Source organism: Micromonospora coxensis, assembly GCF_900090295.1.
Classification (GTDB): domain Bacteria; phylum Actinomycetota; class Actinomycetes; order Mycobacteriales; family Micromonosporaceae; genus Micromonospora; species Micromonospora coxensis.
Window position 1 is genome coordinate 4,807,165 of sequence record NZ_LT607753.1, and the last position, 16,034, is coordinate 4,823,198.

The window sequence follows — 16,034 nt, forward strand, 5'->3', positions numbered from 1 at the left end:
CGACAACCTCAGTCCAGGCCGAGGTCGCGGCGCAGCTTGGCGACGTGCCCGGTGGCCTTGACGTTGTAGAACGCCCGCTCGAGCTTGCCGTCCGGGTCGATGACGAAGGTGGACCGGATCACTCCGGTGACGGTCCTGCCGTACATCTGCTTCTCGCCGTACGCGCCGTAGGCGGTGAGCACCGCCTTGTCGGTGTCGGCGACGAGCGGGAAGGTGATGGCGTCGCGCTCGCGGAACTTGGCCAGCTTCTCGGGCTTGTCGGGGGAGATGCCGACGACCTCGTAGCCGGCGGCCTGCAACGAGGCGAGCGAGTCGCGGAAGTCGCAGGCCTGCTTGGTGCAGCCGGGGGTCATCGCCGCCGGGTAGGCGTACAGGATGACCCGGCGGCCGCGCAGGTCCGCCAGGGCGAGCGTCTCGCCGGTGTCGGTGGGCAGGGTGAAGTCGGGGGCGGGGTCGCCGGGGCTGAGGCGGTCGGGCGCGGTCATGGCGACGACCCTACCGCCGGTCGCCGGCCGGGTGGCCGACGCGCGCCGGGCGTACGGTGATCAACGCCATGGCTTGTTGCCACATCTTGGCAACAGCGATGCCGTGGAAATAAGCTGACCCGGTGGACACCCTGGCGATGCACATCTCGAACGGGATCATCAACGGTCCCGTGGCGGGGACATTCGCGGCGCTCGCCCTCGCCGCGCTGACCGTCTGCGTCCTGCGCGGCCGCCGTGACCTGGACGACCGGCTGGCCCCGATGGCCGGCCTGGTCGCCGCCTTCATCTTCGCCGTGCAGATGCTCAACTTCCCGATCTTCACCGCCGGGGTGAGCGGCCACCTGCTCGGTGGCGCGCTCGCCGCGCTGCTGGTCGGCCCCTGGGTCGGTGCGCTCTGCGTGGCGGTGGTGCTGGTGGTGCAGGCCCTGGTCTTCGGCGACGGCGGCGTCGCGATGCTCGGCCTGAACGTCACCAACATGGCGCTGCTGGGCACCGCGGTGGCGTACCTGCTGATCGCCGGGCTGCTGCGGGTGCTGCCGCGCACCCCGGCCGGGCTGGGCGTGACCGCGTTCGTCTCCGCGCTGCTCAGCGTGGTGGTCGCCGCGCAGGGCTTCGTCCTGCAGTACTGGCTCGGCGGCACCACCGACCTGGGCGGCAACATCACCGGGCTGGCCGCCACGATGGGCGGCGTGCACCTGCTGATCGGCATCGGCGAGGGGCTGATCACCGCGACCACCGTGGTCACCGTCGCCAAGGTCCGACCCGACCTGGTGTACGCGCTGCGTTCGCTGAAGCCGGCCGCGCCGGCGCCCGTCCCGGCGGTCGGAGGTGTCCGGTGAGGAAGCGGTCCTGGGGTTTCGTCGCGGTCGGCCTGCTGGTCGCGCTCCTGCTGGCCGGGGTGGTCAGCAACTACGCCTCGTCGCACCCGGACGGGTTGGACTCCTCCCTGCTCAAGGGTTGCACGGTCGACGCCGAGGGGGAGATCACCGGCGGCTCCTGCCCGGCGCAGCAGGAGAAGGAGCACGAGGTGGGCGGTCCGCTCGCCGACTACGGGGTCGCCGGGATCGACGACGGCTTCCTCTCGACCGGCCTGTCCGGGGTGCTCGGGGTGCTGCTCACGTTCGCCATCGGCGGCGGTCTGTTCTGGCTGCTGCGCCGGCGCGGCCCGGCCGGGCCGGACGACTCCGGTGACGCGGCCCGCGACGAGCGGCAGCGCGCCGGCGCCACCGGCTGAGCGGGCGGACGACGATGGGCGCGGGACACGCGCACGTGCTCTACCGCGAGGCGTCCTCCCCGGTGCACCGGCTCGCCCCCGAGGTGAAGATCACCGCGATGGTGCTGTTCACCGTCGCCGTGGTCGCCACCCCGCGCGAGGCGCTCTGGGCGTTCGCCGGGTACGCGGCGCTGGTCGCCGTGGTCGCTGCGCTGGCCCGGGTCGGCCTGCGCTGGCTGCTGCTGCGCTCGATGATCGAGCTGCCGTTCGTGCTCTTCGCCGTCGCGCTGCCGTTCCTCGGCGCGGGGGAGCGGGTGCAGGTGGTCGGGCTGAGCCTGTCGGTGGACGGTCTCTACGGCGGGTGGAACATCGTCGCCAAGGGCACCCTGGGGGTGCTGGCGTCGCTGCTGCTGGCGGCGACCACCACGACCCGGGACCTGATTCTCGGCCTGGACCGGTTGCGCTGCCCGGAGATCGTCACCCAGATCGCCACCTTCATGCTGCGCTACCTGGACGTGCTGGTCGGCGAGGCCCGCCGGATGCGGGTGGCCCGGATGTCCCGGGGCGACGACCCACGCTTCCTGTGGCAGCTGCGCGGCTTCGCCGCCGGGGTCGGCGCGCTGTTCCTGCGCGCGTTCGAGCGGGGCGAGCGGGTGTACCTGGCGATGCTGTCGCGCGGTTACTCCGGCCGGATGCCGGCGGTCTGGCAGGGCGCGGGCGCGGCGACGGCCGGGCAGTGGCTGGCGGCGGCGACGGTGCCGGTGGTCGCGGTCTGCATCGCCGCCACCGCCGTCGTCCTGACATGATCGGGGACGTGCAGCCCGCTGTCTCCCTGGACGTCCGTGGCGTCCGGTACGCGTACCCGGACGGGCACGTCGCCCTGCACGGGGTGGACCTGACCGTCCCGCGCGGCGAGCGGGTGGCCCTGCTCGGCCCGAACGGGGCCGGCAAGACCACGCTGGTGCTGCACCTCAACGGCATCCTGACGCCCACCGAGGGCACGGTCACCGTCGGCGGGCTGACCGTGTCGAAGGACCGGGCCACGCTGGCCGAGATCCGCCGCCGGGTGGGCATCGTCTTCCAGGACCCGGACGACCAGCTCTTCCTGCCCACGGTCGCCGAGGACGTGGCGTTCGGCCCGGCCAACCTGGGGCTGCGCGGCGCGGAGCTGGCCGAGCGGGTGGACGAGGCGCTCGCGGCGGTGCGGATGGGCGAGCACCGGGACCGGGCCCCGCACCACCTGTCGTTCGGGCAGCGCCGCCGGGTGGCGGTCGCCACCGTGCTGGCCATGCGCCCGGAGATCCTGGTGCTCGACGAGCCGTCGTCGAACCTGGACCCGGCGTCGCGCCGGGAGTTGGCGGAGATCCTGCGCGGCCTGCCGGTGACCCTGCTGATGGTCACCCACGACCTGCCGTACGCGGCGGAGCTGTGCGACCGCGCGGTGATCCTGGACGCCGGCCGGATCGTCGCCGACGCCCCCACCCTGGACGTCCTGGCCGACGCCGAGCTGCTGGCCCGGCACCGCCTGGAACTTCCCTACGGCTTCACCCCGCACTCGCTGCCCCGCCCCTGACCGGCGGTGTCACCGGTGGTCGCCGCGCCGAGGCCTCGACCGACCGCCCCGGACGCCGGCCCGCCGGGCCGCCCGGGCCGCCCGAGCGCTGCCCTCGACGGGCGGTCGGGCGACCACCCGGCGGGCAGGCGCGAGGTGCGTGCGCGGCCCGACGGCGCGCGCCCGGCGAGCCAGGCGGGCAGGCGGGCGAGCGACGGCCGGCCGGGCGGGCGACCATCGTGCGGGCGACCATCGTGCAGGCGACGGGCGACGGGCGACGGGCGACGGGCGACGGGCGACGGGCGACGGGCGACGGGCGACGGGCGACGGGCGACGGGCGGTGAGGCGGTCAGGCGGGCACCGGGGTGCGGTCGGCCGACGCCGCGAGGGCGGCGCGCGAGGCGGCGTGCAGCCGTAGGACACCGGCGGCGAGCGCGCCGGCGCCGGCGGCCAGGACGAGCACGAGCAGCAGCCGGGCGTACTGGCCGGGCCAGGGCACCGGCGCCACCGCGCGGGAGAGCATCGACAGGTTGGTCACCCCGACGAAGATCGCCAGGCAGGTGCCGGCCAGCGCCAGCGCGAAGTCGGCGGCCGGGCGGCGGGCCAGCGCGTAGCCGCCCGCCGCGATCGCGCCGAGCGCGGTGAGCAGCGCCCACACCTGCCCGCCGAGCAGCCCGAGCAGCAGTCCGCCGAGGCCGTCGGCGCCGGCGTCGAGTTCCCGGCCGACGACGAGGACGACCGCCGCCGCGCCGCCGAGCGTGAGCAGCGCCCCGACCGCGCGCAGCGCCTGCGTCCCGGCGGCCGAGCCGGCCGGCAGCAGCCCGGCCGCGCCGAGGGCGAGGGCGCCGAGGGTGGCGGCCACCCACCACGGGTACGGGTCCGGCGGCGGCACCCAGTCCAGGGTGCCCCGGATCTCCACCGGCTCGGCGCCGTCGCGTACCGGCACGGCCCAGTCGCGGACCCGGTGCTCGCGGGTCGGGTCGGCGGCGACCGGGGCCGGCACCCCGGATTCGCGCCACAGGGCGCGCTGGTCGTGCCAGCGGACCCGCGGCTCGTCGGCGATCCTGCGCCACTGCGGCGGCGCGGCAGGGTCCGCCTCGGCGGGCAGGGTGGTGTCGCCGGCCAGGGTCCGGTTCAGGTACGTGGCGGGGGAGCGGGTGTTCTCGTACGCCCCGCCCGGCCCGACCTTCAGGTACGGCTCCCCGGAGTAGCCGATCACCTCGACGTCGCGTCCGCCGGTGTTGACCAGTTCCAGCCGCGCGCCCGCCTCGACCGCCCGTACGGTCAGGCCGGGGCGGGCCGGGGTGAGGCCGGTCACCTCGGTGCGGTAGTCGGTGCCGTCGGGGGCGTCCGCGCCGTGCGCGGCGGCCGGGGCGGCGACGGTGAGGACGGTGAGCAACGCGGCGGTGACGGCCAGGCCGGCCCGCCGGAGCAGGGGCGGGATCACTTGCCGGCCGCCTCCACCGCCGCCTTGATCCCCTCCGGGGAGCGGTCCGCGACGTCCTTGCCGTCGACCCGGATGGTCGGGGTGCCGGTGACGCGGGCCTTGCTGGCGTCCTCGGTCACGTGCTGGGTCCACGGCTTGAAGGTGCCGTCGGAGACGCAGGAGCCGAAGTCGTCGCGGTTCAGCCCGACCCCCGCGCCGATGTCGATCAGCTCGTCGTCGCTCAGTCCGGGGCCGCCCTCCGGCGGCTGCCGCTCGAACAGCGCGTCGGTGAACTCCTTGAACTTGCCGCCCTCGGCGGCGCAGCCGGAGGCGGCCGACGAGCGGGTCGAGTACTCGGTGGTGGAGTAGCGGTTGAGGATGGCGACCGGGTGGAAGACCACCTTCGCCTTGCCCTCGCTGACGAGCTGGTCGATGGTCGCGCCGCTGATCTCCTGGAACTGCTTGCAGGCGGGGCAGAGGTAGTCCTCGTACAGGTCGATGGTGACCGGGCCGCTGCCGATCACCACGCCGGTGCCGGCGTCGTTGGTGCCCTTGGGTGCGGTGAAGTCGTCGGCGCGCTGGCTGGAGTAGACGCTCCAGCCGATCAGCCCGGCGATGACCAGGACCACGACCGCGCCGACCGACGTCCACAGCGTCCGCTTGCGCCGCTTCTCCCGGGCCAGTTGCTCGCGGACCACCCGGGCCGCGTCCTTCTGCCCCTTGCGACTACTCATCGTCGTCCTCCACGCCAGGGTCGCCCGCCAGCCAGCCGTCCACCGAGACGGGGGTGCGGGGCCAGATCAGCAGGAATCCGGCCAGCGCCAGGAATCCCAGGTCCCGGAGGATCTCCGGGAGGTAGCTCGGGGTCTGCCCGGCGGCGAGCTGCCCGCCGCTGCCGAAGCACCCGCAGTCGATGGACAGGCCGCGGCTCCAGGCGGAGGCGATGCCGGCGACGAAGACCACCAGCAGCGCGGCGGAGACGCCGGCGGCGAGCCGGGTGGCGAGGCCGAGCAGCAGGATCACCCCGAGCGCCAGCTCCACGAAGGGCAGCGCCGCGCCGATCACCATCGCCAGGTCGTACGGCATCACCTGGTAGGCGTTGACGGCGCGGCCGGAGGCGGCGAGGTCACCGACCTTCGCCCCGCCGGCGATCAGCCAGACGGCGGCCAGGCCGAGCCGGGCGGCGACACCGATCCAGGGGCGTACGACGGGCCAGCGGCCGGTGCGGGTGGGCTCAGCGGTCACACTCATTTGTCGTCGCGTCCCGTCCCGAAGTTCCACGGTTCAGCCGGCCATCGCGTCGTGGACGGCGTCGACCAGGTCGTGGCGGGCCCGGGCCACCCGGGAGCGGATGGTGCCGACCGGCACGCCCTCCACGGCGGCGGCCTCGGCGTACGACAGGCCGAGCAGCTGGGTGAGGACGAACGCGCCGCGCCGCTCGGCGGGCAGCCGGCGGACCAGGTCGGCGGTGTCGAGCTGCCCGGCCGGGTCGGGGTGCGCCCGGCCGGTGTGCGCGTCGGCGGCGAGGCGTTCGTCCAGCCGACGCCGCCGGACCACGGTGCGCAGGTGGTCGGCGCAGGCCCGGCGGGCGATGCCGAGCAGCCAGGTGCGCGCGCTGGAGCGGCCCTGGAAGCCGGGCAGCGCCCGGAACGCCCGCAGGTAGGTCTCCTGGGTGAGGTCGTCGGCGCTGTCCGGGTCGACCAGCGCGGCGGCGAAACGCCACACCTCGACCTGGGTGGCCCGCACGAAGGCCGCCTGAGCGGTGGGATCGCCGTCCCGGGCGGCCAGCGCCCACCCGGTCGCCGGGTCCGGCGCAGCACCGCGCGCCGCCGGGTGGCGGCCGGCGGAGGTGTCACGCGGGGCGGGGATCACGTCACCCGAGGTTACGCGGCGCAAATGGGGAGGGCAGGGTCCTTCGACCCTTTCCATGGCCTGGCTCACGTCGGGAACTTTCCCGCCCCCGTACCCGACTACCTGCCCATGAACTGCGACGACGTACGCGCGGCGCTGTCGGCGCGGCTGGACGGCGAGGACCCGCAGGTCCCGGAGGCGGTGCTGGACGCGCACACGGCGGCCTGCCCCGGCTGCCGCTCCTGGCTGGCCCGCGCCGAGCAGGTGACCCGGCTCACCCGGGTACGCGCCGTGCAGGTGCCCGACCTGACCGCCCGGGTGCTGGCGGCGGTGGCCGCCGACCCGGTGCTGGCCGGGCGCGCCCCGGCGGCGGTGCGCGCCGCACGTCGTCAGGTGCTGCGGGTGGCCGTGGGAGTGGCCGCCGTGGCGCAGCTCGCCATCGCCCTGCCGGTGCTGCTCGCCGGGCTGGGGGTGGCCGCCGACCCGCACGTCAGCCGGGAGATGGCCTCGTTCGACGTGGCGCTCGCGGTGGGCTTCGCGCTGGCCGCCTGGCGGCCGGAACGGGCCCGGGCGTTCCTGCCGGTGGCGCTGGTGCTGGCGCTCTGCCTGGCCGGCACCAGCGTGGTGGACATCGCCAATTCGACGACCGCGCTGGTGCACGAGATCGGCCACCTGGCCGCCGTGGTGCAGGCGGGCCTGCTGTGGGCGCTGGGCCGGGTCGGCGGGGAACCGGGCCGGCACTGGTCGGGCGCGGTCGTGGCGGGACGCGGGTGAGCCGCCGTCCGTCGGGTCGGCAGGTCGCGCCGGGGTGGGCGGCACGCCGCCCGGGTACGCCCGTGGTGGCGGACGCCACGGTGACCGACAGGGCACGGGGCCGGGTCGCCGAACGGGCCCCGCGTCGGCGAGCATGGCCGTCATGAACGTCGTCGATCGTCGCTGGTCCGTCCGGCTCGGCGCCACCGCCGGCCTCCTGGTCGCCCTCGTCGCGTTGCTGCTCGTCCCGGCGACACCGGCGAGCGCCCACGCCGTGCTGGTGAGCAGCAGCCCGGTCGCCTCGGCCGTGGTGCCGGAGGCGCCGGCCGAGGTGGTGCTGACCTTCAGCGAGTCCGTCCGCAAGGTCACCGGCAAGATCCGGGTGATCGCCCCGGACGGCTCCCGCGCCGACCGGGGCGAGCCGACCTTCGAGGGCGCGGTGGTGACCGTCCCGGTGGACCGGGCCGGGCCGCGCGGCACCTATCTGGTCAGCTACCGGGTGATCTCCGCCGACAGCCACCCGGTCTCCGGCGCGTTCACCTACTCCGTCGGCGCGCCGTCGCCGCCGCCGACCGACTCCGGCGCGGACAGTCGCGCCAACCCGGTGGTGGAGACCGGGGTGAAGGTGGTCAAGTACCTCGGCTACGTGGGGCTGCTGCTGGTGACCGGCGCGGCCCTGGTGCTCACCGCCCTCTGGCCGCAGCGGCTCTCCCGCCGGGGCCCGGCCCGGGTGCTCTGGGCCGGCGCCGTCCTGCTCGCCGTCGCCACCGTGGCCGAGCTGTGGTTGCAGGTGCCGTACACGGCCGGGGGCGGGCCGTTCGCCGTCACCGGCGCGGGCTTCGGTGAGGTGCTGGGCAGCACGTACGGCACCGCGCACCTGGTCCGGCTGGGGTTGCTCGTGGCGGCGGTGTTCCTGCTGCGCCCGCTGACCCGGGGGCAGGTGGACCGCTCGGACGGGATCATCCTGACCGTGCTCGGCGCGGCGGCGCTGCTGACCTGGCCGCTGTCCGGGCACGCGGCGGCCTCGCCCGCGCCGGCCGTCTCGGTGCTGGTCGACGCGGTGCACCTGGGCAGCATGGCGGTCTGGCTGGGCGGGCTGGTGATGCTCGCCGGGTTCCTGCTGCGCCGCGCCGACGAGCGGGAGCTGGGGGCGATCCTGCCGATCTGGTCGCGCTGGGCGGCGCTGGCGGTGGCGGCGCTGCTGCTGGCCGGCACCGTGCAGGCGCTGATCGAGGTGGGTGGCCTCGCCGCGCTCCTCGACACCACGTACGGGCGGCTGCTGCTCGCGAAGATCGCGCTGTTCGCGCTGGTGGTCGGGGTGGCGGCGTACTCGCGGGCGCTGGTGCGCCGGCGCACCGCCGCCGGTCGGCCGACGCCGGTGCGGCGGGCGGTCTGGGTCGAGCTGGCGATCACCGCGGTGGTGCTCGGGGTCTCCGCCACCCTGGTGCAGACCACCCCGGCCCGGGTCGCCGCCGCCGAGGTGGCCGGTACCACCAACGGCACCTTCTCCGCCACGCTGACCAGCCCGATCTACTCGCTCGAGGTGCAGCTGGACCCGGCCGAGCGGGGCAACAACTCGCTGCACCTGTACGCGTACACGAAGGACAACCGGCCGCAGCCGGTGGCCGAGTGGAAGGCCACCGCCGCGCTGCCGTCGGCGGGGATCGAACCGATCGAGATCCCGCTGCTGCCGCTGACCGACAACCACGCGACCGGGGAGGTCACCTTCCCGGCGGCCGGTGAGTGGCAGCTGCGGCTCACCGTCCGCACGTCCGACATCGACCAGGCCACGGTGACCGCCACCGTGCCGATCAAGTAGGCGAAAGGCTCTCAGATGCTCCGTCTCCGGCGTACCGCAACCGCCGCCGCTGTCGTGTTCACCGTCGCCACCACGGCCGTGCTCGGCGTCGCCGGGCCCGCCTCGGCGCACGTGTCGGTCAACCCGAAGGAGGCGACCCAGGGCGGCTACGGCCGCTTCGCCTTCCGGGTCCCCAACGAGAGCGACACCGCCTCGACCACCAAGGTCGAGGTGGTGCTGCCGGAGAACGCCCCGGTCGGTTCGGTCTCGACGATGCCGGTGCCGGGGTGGACGGTCGCGGTGGAGAAGCGCAAGGTCGACCCGCCGGTGGAGGTGCACGGCAGCCAGCTCACCGAGGTGGTGTCGAAGCTGACCTGGACGGCCAGCGGCGACGCGGCGGTCAAGCCGGGCCAGTTCCAGGAGTTCCCGGTGTCGATGGGGCCGCTGCCGCAGGTCGACCGGATGGTCTTCAAGTCGTTGCAGACGTACTCCGACGGCAACGTGGTGCGCTGGATCGAGGAGCCGACCCCGGGTGCGGAGGAGCCGGAGAAGCCGGCCCCCGTCCTCACCCTCACCCCGGCGTCGGCCGCGCCGTCGGCCGCCCCGGCCGGGCAGGTCGAGGCCGACGATGACGACGACGACTCCGACGGCGCGGCGACCGGGCTGGGCGTCGCCGGCCTGGTGGCCGGGCTGGCCGGCCTGCTCCTGGGTGGACTCGCCCTGGCCCGGACCCGCCGGGAGGCCGCACCGAAGGCGTGATCGCGCGGTGCGCCGCCGGCCGTCCGCCCGCCGGCGGCCGTCCGGGTCGGTCCCGCCGATATCCGCAGATCAAGGCGGTGCCGTCGGTAAGGTCGGCCGGGTACCCGGTCACCGAAGGAGACGGAACGTATGCGGTTCGTGCGGGCGTTCACCGGAATGCTGCTGCTGGTCGTCGGGATCCCCCTGCTGCTGGCGGGCGCCGGCCTGGGTGTCGTCGCCCGGCACGCCGCCGGGGACGGGGCCTTCACCGCCCGGGTCGAGCCGCTGCGCACCCCGGGCCGGGCGGTGCTGGTGCAGGACGTCGACGCGCTGCTGCGCGCCGAGGCGCCGTTCGCCCGGGTCGGGCCGTCCCGGCTGCGGCTGACCGCCCGTACCGCCGACGGTCCGGCCTTCGTCGGCCTGGCCCCGACCGAGCAGGTGCGGGGCTGGCTGGACGGGACCGCGCACGCCGTGGTCGGGCGGGTCGCGCTGGCGCGGGGCCCGCTGCCGGTCCGGCTGACCGAGGCGACGCCCGCGTCCGCCGCCGCCCCGGCGGGGCCGGTCCCGGCCGTCCCGCTCGACGCCGCCTTCTGGGTACGCCAGGGAATCGGCGCGGTCGAGTGGAGCCCTGCCGAACTGGCGGGTCGGCGGCTGAGCCTGGTGGTGATGCGCCCCGACGGGCGCACCGACCTGGCCGTGGCGGTGCGCGCCGAGTGGCGCGCCGACTGGTTCCGGCCCCTGGCGTGGGGCTCGTCGGCCGGCGGCCTGCTCCTGGTCGCCCTGGCGGTGCTGGTGCTGGTGCGGCCCGTCCGGCCCCGCGAGGTGGTCTTCGTGGTGGAGCCGGACCAGGTGCCGGTGCTCGCCGGACGGCTCGGGGTGAGTTCGCTGAGCGGCCTGGGCGCCGGGCCCGCCCGGGAACCGGAGCGGCAACTGGTGTCGGTGGGCGCGTCCGAGGCCGCCCGTCCGGCGATCGGGGCGGTGCCGGCGCGCCGCCCGGCCAGCCTGGCGGACCTGCCGCCGTGGCCGCCGCAGCGTCCGGATGCGACACCCGACCCGGTGGACGGGGACTGACCACGTCATACGGACGGCCCTGCGCGCTGCCGACGCGCAGGGCCGTCCTCACCGGGGGATCGGTGCCACCTGACAGGTGCCAGAGGTGGGTGTCGTCAGATTAGCGCCGATAGTCGCTCGTAGGAACGTCTGTCCATTTGATGCGATTTTATCCGCGTGCCGGCCGGGTCGTCCGCCGCACCGGCAGGGTCACCAGCAGCAGCAGCGCCAGCAGCACGTACGCGTTGCGCAGCAGGAACTCCCACGGGGTGTCGGTACGCGCCGGCGCCACACCCCAGTCGTAGAAGGACACCACCCCGTACACGATCACCACGCCCGTGCCGACCGCGAGCGCGAGCAGTCGGCGCCGTCGCCGGGCTCCGCCGGCGTCGTCCCGGTCGGCGTCGAGCGCGGCGTCCACCAGCACCACCACCGCCGGGATGAACCAGTAGATGTGGTGGGTCCAGGTGATCGGGCTGATCAGCCCGCCGACCAGGCCGGTGAGGGTGAGCCCGGTCAGTTCGTCGCCGGCCCGCGCCGCCCGGGCCGCCCGCCACAGGCCGTACCCGGCGACGACCGCGACCAGCGCCAGCCAGAGCAGCCGGTTCGGCTCGGCCGGCGCGTCGATCCGGCTGAGCAGGCCGAACAACGACTGGTTGCCGGTGTAGTCGGTGCGGCCGACCCGGTCGGTCGCCCAGAGTTCGTGGGTCCAGAACCGCCAGGAGTCCCGGGGCGCCACCGCCGCCGCGAGCAGCGTCGCCACCGCCGCCGTCACCGCGGCCACCGCCGCGGCCCGCCACCGCCGGGTCACCAGCAGGTAGACGATGAAGATGCCCGGGAAGAGCTTGAGCGCCGTGGCGAGCCCGACGGCCACCCCGGCCCAGCGCCGCGCCTGCGGCACGGCGAAGAGCAGGTCGGCCAGGACCAGCACCACCAGCAGCATGTTGATCTGGCCGAAGGTGATGGTCTCCCGGGTGCTCTCGACCGCGAAGACCAGCAGCACCGCCACGGTGAGGGTGAACACCCGGGGCAGGTCGTGCCGCGCGATCACCGGGGTGAGCAGCCAGCGGGTGGTGTAGATCACCGCGATGCCGGTGAGGACGGTGAAGACCGCGATGGTCAGCCCGAGCGGCAGCACCGCGAACGGCCGCAGCAGCAGCGCGCTGAACGGCGGGTAGGTGAAGTAGAGCGCGCCCTGCACCCGGTCCGGCTGCACGTAGTCGTAGAGCGGGTGCCCGGCCGCCCACCAGTCCATCGCCCGCATGTAGATCTTCAGGTCGAAGAAGTCGTGCACCATGCCGGGCAGGTAGAGCGCCGGCAGCACGGCCGCCAGCGCCAGCACCGTGGCGACCCGGCGGACCGTACGGCTCCTCCGGTCGTCTGCGGTGACGGCGGGTGGCGCGACGGATTCGGCTGGCACGGGGAAACCCTAGCGGTCCACCGCGCCGACGGTGCCGAGGCGCGGGCACCTGGGCTGCGACTAGTCTGTCGGGCGTGGCTGACCTTCTCGTCTGGATCGACTGTGAGATGACCGGGCTCGATCTCGGCAGGGACGCGCTGATCGAGGTCGCCGCGCTCGTCACCGACCCCGACCTCAACGTGCTCGGCGAGGGGGTCGACGTGGTCATCCACGCCGACGAGGCGGCCCTGGAGGCGATGCCGGAGATCGTGCGCACGATGCACGGCAAGTCCGGGCTCACCGAGGAGGTGCGCCGCTCGACGGTCACCCTCGCGGAGGCGGAGGACATGGTGCTGGAGTACGTCACCAGCCACGTCAAGGACCCGCGGACCGCCCCGCTGTGCGGCAACTCGATCGCCACCGACCGGGGCTTCATCACCCGGGACATGCCGCGCCTCGACGCCCACCTGCACTACCGCATGATCGACGTCTCCTCGATCAAGGAGCTGTGCCGGCGCTGGTACCCCCGGGTGTACTTCGGCCAGCCGCAGAAGGGGCTGGCCCACCGGGCCCTCGCCGACATCCGGGAGAGCATCCGGGAGCTGGAGTACTACCGACGCACCATCTTCGTGCCGCTGCCCGGACCGGACGTGGACAGCGCGAAGGCGATCGCCGCCCAGCTGTAGGGCACGCTCCCTGCGGGCGTGGGCGAACCCGCTGGACGGGGCCCGCGGGGGTGTGGCTATTATTAGTCCGCACCCGCCCGGGTCACCGGAGCGGACGGCATGGTGGCTGTAGCTCAGTTGGCAGAGCACCGGGTTGTGGTCCCGGTTGTCGTGGGTTCAATTCCCATCAGTCACCCCATGACGAAGGCCCCCTCCACGCGGAGGGGGCCTTCGTCGTACCCGCCCGGTCAGGGCGTGGGCTCGGTGCTCGGCTCCTCGCCGTCGGCGCTCGGCTCGACGTCCGGCGCGGCCGGCGGCTCGTACGGCAGGGCACTGCCCTCGACGTACTGCTCCCAGCTCATGTTCCAGTCGGTCCAGCCGTTGCCGTTCTGCAGTCGGCGCTCGGTGCCCTTGACCGTGATCGGGTCACCGATCCGGGTGTTCTCGAAGAGCCACTTCCCGTCGGCCATCGAGACGTTCACGCAGCCGTGCGAGACGTTGACGCGGCCCTGCTGTCCCTCGGACCAGGGCGCGGCGTGGATGAACTCGCCGCCCCAGGTGAGCCGCTGGGCGTAGTCGATCTTCGTCCGGTAACCCTCCACCGGGCCCAGCTCCTCCAGGGTGTCGAAGACCGTCTTGCGCAGCTTCTCGATCACCACCATGGTGCCGCTGGACGACGGGGTGCTCTTCTTGCCCAGGCTCACCGGGATCGTCTTGACCACGGTGCCGTCCCTGGTGACGGTCATCCGCTTGGTCTTGTTGTCCACCACCATGACCAGCGACGGGCCGATCTTGACGTCCACCGTCAGGTCGGAGCGGCCGTACCAGCCGTCACCCATCGGCAGCCCGCCGGCCTGCACCCGGTACGACACGGTGCTGCCCGGCTGCCAGAACTCCTTCGGCCGGTAGCGGATCTCGGTCGGGCTGGCCCAGTGCCAGATCCCCTCCTGGGCCGGGGTGGAGGTGACGCTCATCCGGCGCTGCACGTCGTCGCGGTAGTCCTCCGGCACGGCCCGGCCGAACCGGACGATCAGCGGCATGCCCACGCCGACCACCTGGCCGTCGCCGAGGAAGCTGGTGATGCGCACCTGCTTGTCGGGCTGGGGCATGACGGTGAAGGTGCTGGTGGCGGTGGCCGGCTTGCCGTCGTCGCCGGTGGCCGTCACGGTGGCGGTGTACTTCCCGCCGTACTCCAACGCGCCGGTGGGCAGCCAGCTCGTGCCGTCGGCGGCCAGCTCGCCCTCGACGGCCTCGCCGGCCGAGTCGGTGAGTTCGACGGTGGTCTTCTCGGCGTCCTTGGTGGTGAAGGTGATGCCGGTGGAGGCCGGGACGTCCGTGGCGTCGGCCTTCGGTTCGGTGATGGTGACCGCCGCCCTGGGGGCGCTCTCCCCGCCGCCCGACGCGCCCGACGGCCTGTCGTCGCCGGAGCCGGTGCAGGCGGAGGTGAAGGTGAGCGCGGCGGCGAGGAGCCCCGCCGCGAGCGCGCGGCGCCGCCCGGTGCGCCGGGTCGGCCGGTCCTGGGTAGCTCGCATGATCCCCTCACAGTCGTGGTCCCCGTATGCCTCATCCTTACCCACTGACGCACGCCCGCGCCCGCCGGTTGCCGGGCGTGAAGGGGAACACGCCGATCAGGACGCGCGGATGTCGGTACGATGCCGCACCTTCCCGAGCGCGGCTCGTGTCCGGCCGGTCCGGTCGCCGGTGCGCCGGCGGGGGTCGCGCCGGCGCGGGGCCGGTTCCGGTCGGGCCGGCGGTGGTGGCCGGCCCGACCGGAGGGCTCAGATCAGCGGTCCGGAGCCGCCCTCGGGCACCGGCAGCGCGCTGCCCTTGACGAACTCCGACCAGCTCAGGCTCCAGGCCGTCCAGCCGTTGCCCGGGGCCAGCTTGCGCGAGGTGCCGCTGACCGTGATCGGGTCACCGATCTTCGTCTGGGCGAAGAGCCACCGGCCCATCGCCATGGAGACGTTGACGCACCCGTGCGACACGTTCTGCCGCCCCTGCACGCCCTCGGACCAGGGCGCCGCGTGGATGTACTCGCCACCCCAGGTCAGGCGCTGGGCGAAGTCGATGTCGATGCGGTACCTGTTCTCCGGCTCGGGGGAGTCCATGGTGTCGAAGACGGTCTTCTCCTTCTTCTCCATCACCACCATGGTGCCGCTGGAGGAGGGCGTGCTCTTCTTGCCCAGGCTGACCGGGATCGTGCGGACCACCTGGCCGTCCTGCAGGACGGTCATCTTCTTGGTGGCGTTGTCGACCTTCATCTCGAAGGAGCGTCCGATCTTGGCGGTCGCCGACCGGTCGACGTTGCCGTAGCGGCCGTTGCTCAGCGGGACGCCGGCCAGCGCGATCCGTACGTCGAGCGTGGTGCCGGGCTTCCAGTACTCCGGCGCCCGGTAGTAGGCCTGGGTGCCGTTGTAGACCCAGTGCCACGCGCCCGGCTGCGGCGGATCGGTCTTGACGAACATCCGCTTCTGCACCGCCGCCCGGTCCTTCTTCGGGATGCCCGGGTGGAACTCCACCACGACCGGCATGGCCACGCCGTACGTCCGGTCGTCGAAGAGGTACAGCCCGGAGCTGATCATCGACTTCGGCTTGGCCATGGTGGTGAAGGTGCTGGTGCCCTGCCGGGTCTCGCCCCCGGCGCCGGTGCCGGTCACCGTGGCGGTGTAGGTGGTGCCGTACTTCAGCGGCGTCGACGGCACCCACGAGGAGCCGTCCCGCCGCATCGTGCCCTCGACCTGCTTGCCGTCGGCGGAGGCGAGGGTGACCGAGGACACCTTCCCGCCGCCGGGGATCTTCGCGCTGATCTCGGTGCTGACCGGCCTGCTCTTCGCCCCGTCCGCCGGGCTGACCGCCAGGCTCGCCGCCGGGGCCGACGTGTCGCCCGGCTGGGGAGCCTGCGGCGTGTCCGCGCTCGGGGCGGTGCTGCCGCCCACGAACTCGGCCTTCTTCTCGCCGTCGCCGCACCCGGTCAGTGCCAGCGACGCCGCCAGGGCCAGGGCGCCCACCTTCGCCCCGACCCGCGTGAACCTGCCCATTCCCACCTCAGTTCTCGCGTGCCTGGCGGACATGGTGCCGCATCACCGCCATCACCTCGGTCCCGC

17 protein-coding genes and 1 tRNA gene are annotated in these 16,034 nt (G+C 74.2%); 10 read left to right on the forward strand and 8 right to left on the reverse strand.

The genetic code is table 11. The features are described from left to right. Positions 1-8: 8 nt before the first annotated feature. Positions 9-485 (reverse strand): thioredoxin-dependent thiol peroxidase, encoded by a 477-nt coding sequence (gene bcp / locus GA0070614_RS21960; RefSeq protein ID WP_088977731.1) that lies wholly within the window; start codon positions 483-485, stop codon positions 9-11. Positions 486-607: 122 nt separating this feature from the next. On the opposite strand from bcp, the gene GA0070614_RS21965 reads away from it, so the two are divergent. From GA0070614_RS21965 to GA0070614_RS21980, 4 genes are read left to right on the forward strand one after another with little or no spacing between them, the layout of a single operon-like run. After that, positions 608-1,324, forward strand: coding sequence for an energy-coupling factor ABC transporter permease (locus tag GA0070614_RS21965; RefSeq protein WP_088977732.1), 717 nt, complete (start codon positions 608-610; stop codon positions 1,322-1,324). Next, positions 1,321-1,719, forward strand: coding sequence for a PDGLE domain-containing protein (locus tag GA0070614_RS21970; RefSeq protein ID WP_088977733.1), 399 nt, complete (start codon positions 1,321-1,323; stop codon positions 1,717-1,719). Before GA0070614_RS21965 ends, GA0070614_RS21970 begins: the two co-directional genes overlap by 4 nt. A 14-nt stretch (positions 1,720-1,733) precedes the next feature. Further along, complete coding sequence (cbiQ, locus tag GA0070614_RS21975; protein ID WP_088977734.1) at positions 1,734-2,504, forward strand: cobalt ECF transporter T component CbiQ; 771 nt, start codon at positions 1,734-1,736, stop codon at positions 2,502-2,504. Continuing rightward, positions 2,501-3,271, forward strand: coding sequence for an energy-coupling factor ABC transporter ATP-binding protein (locus tag GA0070614_RS21980; protein ID WP_088977735.1), 771 nt, complete (start codon positions 2,501-2,503; stop codon positions 3,269-3,271). The genes cbiQ and GA0070614_RS21980 overlap by 4 nt, the downstream gene beginning before the upstream one ends. 328 nt (positions 3,272-3,599) lie before the next feature. Here GA0070614_RS21980 and GA0070614_RS21985 read toward each other — a convergent pair whose 3' ends face one another. Genes GA0070614_RS21985 through GA0070614_RS22000 form a run of 4 tightly spaced genes read right to left on the reverse strand, consistent with a single transcriptional unit; the run spans position 3,600 to position 6,548 of the window. Continuing rightward, positions 3,600-4,697, reverse strand: a complete 1,098-nt coding sequence (locus GA0070614_RS21985) for a hypothetical protein (protein WP_088977736.1) — start codon at positions 4,695-4,697, stop codon at positions 3,600-3,602. Then, a complete protein-coding gene (locus tag GA0070614_RS21990) occupies positions 4,694-5,410 on the reverse strand; it encodes a DsbA family protein (protein WP_088977737.1) in 717 nt (238 codons plus the stop codon). Before GA0070614_RS21990 ends, GA0070614_RS21985 begins: the two co-directional genes overlap by 4 nt. Next, positions 5,403-5,927 (reverse strand): MauE/DoxX family redox-associated membrane protein, encoded by a 525-nt coding sequence (locus GA0070614_RS21995; protein WP_088977738.1) that lies wholly within the window; start codon positions 5,925-5,927, stop codon positions 5,403-5,405. Before GA0070614_RS21995 ends, GA0070614_RS21990 begins: the two co-directional genes overlap by 8 nt. 33 nt (positions 5,928-5,960) lie before the next feature. Beyond that, on the reverse strand, positions 5,961-6,548 hold the full coding sequence (locus tag GA0070614_RS22000; RefSeq protein WP_088977739.1) for a sigma-70 family RNA polymerase sigma factor: 588 nt from the start codon (positions 6,546-6,548) through the stop codon (positions 5,961-5,963). A 108-nt stretch (positions 6,549-6,656) separates the two neighbouring features. On the opposite strand from GA0070614_RS22000, the gene GA0070614_RS22005 reads away from it, so the two are divergent. From GA0070614_RS22005 to GA0070614_RS31705, 4 genes are all read left to right on the forward strand, one after another. Continuing rightward, positions 6,657-7,301: a zf-HC2 domain-containing protein gene (locus GA0070614_RS22005; RefSeq protein WP_172892479.1), complete on the forward strand. Its 645-nt coding sequence runs from the start codon at positions 6,657-6,659 to the stop codon at positions 7,299-7,301. Between the two features lie 133 nt (positions 7,302-7,434). After that, positions 7,435-9,099 carry a copper resistance CopC/CopD family protein gene (locus tag GA0070614_RS22010; protein ID WP_088977741.1) on the forward strand — a complete coding sequence of 555 codons (1,665 nt, stop codon included), beginning with the start codon at positions 7,435-7,437 and terminating at the stop codon, positions 9,097-9,099. 15 nt (positions 9,100-9,114) lie between these two features. Continuing rightward, complete coding sequence (locus GA0070614_RS22015; protein ID WP_088977742.1) at positions 9,115-9,837, forward strand: YcnI family copper-binding membrane protein; 723 nt, start codon at positions 9,115-9,117, stop codon at positions 9,835-9,837. 129 nt (positions 9,838-9,966) lie between these two features. Then, on the forward strand, positions 9,967-10,887 hold the full coding sequence (locus GA0070614_RS31705; protein WP_088977743.1) for a hypothetical protein: 921 nt from the start codon (positions 9,967-9,969) through the stop codon (positions 10,885-10,887). 148 nt (positions 10,888-11,035) lie between these two features. Here the strand turns inward: GA0070614_RS31705 and GA0070614_RS22025 are convergent, their stop codons facing one another. Further along, the gene (locus tag GA0070614_RS22025) at positions 11,036-12,286 is read right to left on the reverse strand and encodes a glycosyltransferase 87 family protein (protein WP_088977744.1); all 1,251 of its coding nucleotides are present in this window, start codon (positions 12,284-12,286) and stop codon (positions 11,036-11,038) included. Between the two features lie 74 nt (positions 12,287-12,360). On the opposite strand from GA0070614_RS22025, the gene orn reads away from it, so the two are divergent. Both orn and GA0070614_RS22035 read left to right on the forward strand, forming a co-directional pair. After that, entirely contained in the window at positions 12,361-12,951 is a 591-nt protein-coding gene (gene orn / locus GA0070614_RS22030) for an oligoribonuclease (protein WP_088977745.1), read from the forward strand. A 102-nt stretch (positions 12,952-13,053) separates the two neighbouring features. Then, positions 13,054-13,129 (forward strand) — tRNA-His (locus GA0070614_RS22035). Positions 13,130-13,178: 49 nt separating this feature from the next. Here GA0070614_RS22035 and GA0070614_RS22040 read toward each other — a convergent pair. Further along, positions 13,179-14,462 carry a L,D-transpeptidase gene (locus tag GA0070614_RS22040; protein WP_088977746.1) on the reverse strand — a complete coding sequence of 428 codons (1,284 nt, stop codon included), beginning with the start codon at positions 14,460-14,462 and terminating at the stop codon, positions 13,179-13,181. Between the two features lie 246 nt (positions 14,463-14,708). Continuing rightward, positions 14,709-15,968 (reverse strand): L,D-transpeptidase, encoded by a 1,260-nt coding sequence (locus GA0070614_RS22045; RefSeq protein ID WP_088977747.1) that lies wholly within the window; start codon positions 15,966-15,968, stop codon positions 14,709-14,711. Positions 15,969-16,034 lie beyond the last annotated feature (66 nt).

Coding starts and splice junctions, on each gene's coding strand:
- bcp (WP_088977731.1), bottom strand. CDS start 485: ATGACCGCGCCCGACCGCCTCAGCCCCGGCGACCCCGCCCCCGACTTC.
- cbiQ (WP_088977734.1), top strand. CDS start 1,734: ATGGGCGCGGGACACGCGCACGTGCTCTACCGCGAGGCGTCCTCCCCG.
- GA0070614_RS21980 (WP_088977735.1), top strand. CDS start 2,501: ATGATCGGGGACGTGCAGCCCGCTGTCTCCCTGGACGTCCGTGGCGTC.
- GA0070614_RS21990 (WP_088977737.1), bottom strand. CDS start 5,410: ATGAGTAGTCGCAAGGGGCAGAAGGACGCGGCCCGGGTGGTCCGCGAG.
- GA0070614_RS21995 (WP_088977738.1), bottom strand. CDS start 5,927: ATGAGTGTGACCGCTGAGCCCACCCGCACCGGCCGCTGGCCCGTCGTA.
- GA0070614_RS22005 (WP_172892479.1), top strand. CDS start 6,657: ATGAACTGCGACGACGTACGCGCGGCGCTGTCGGCGCGGCTGGACGGC.
- GA0070614_RS22010 (WP_088977741.1), top strand. CDS start 7,435: ATGGCCGTCATGAACGTCGTCGATCGTCGCTGGTCCGTCCGGCTCGGC.
- GA0070614_RS22015 (WP_088977742.1), top strand. CDS start 9,115: ATGCTCCGTCTCCGGCGTACCGCAACCGCCGCCGCTGTCGTGTTCACC.
- GA0070614_RS31705 (WP_088977743.1), top strand. CDS start 9,967: ATGCGGTTCGTGCGGGCGTTCACCGGAATGCTGCTGCTGGTCGTCGGG.
- GA0070614_RS22040 (WP_088977746.1), bottom strand. CDS start 14,462: ATGCGAGCTACCCAGGACCGGCCGACCCGGCGCACCGGGCGGCGCCGC.
- GA0070614_RS22045 (WP_088977747.1), bottom strand. CDS start 15,968: ATGGGCAGGTTCACGCGGGTCGGGGCGAAGGTGGGCGCCCTGGCCCTG.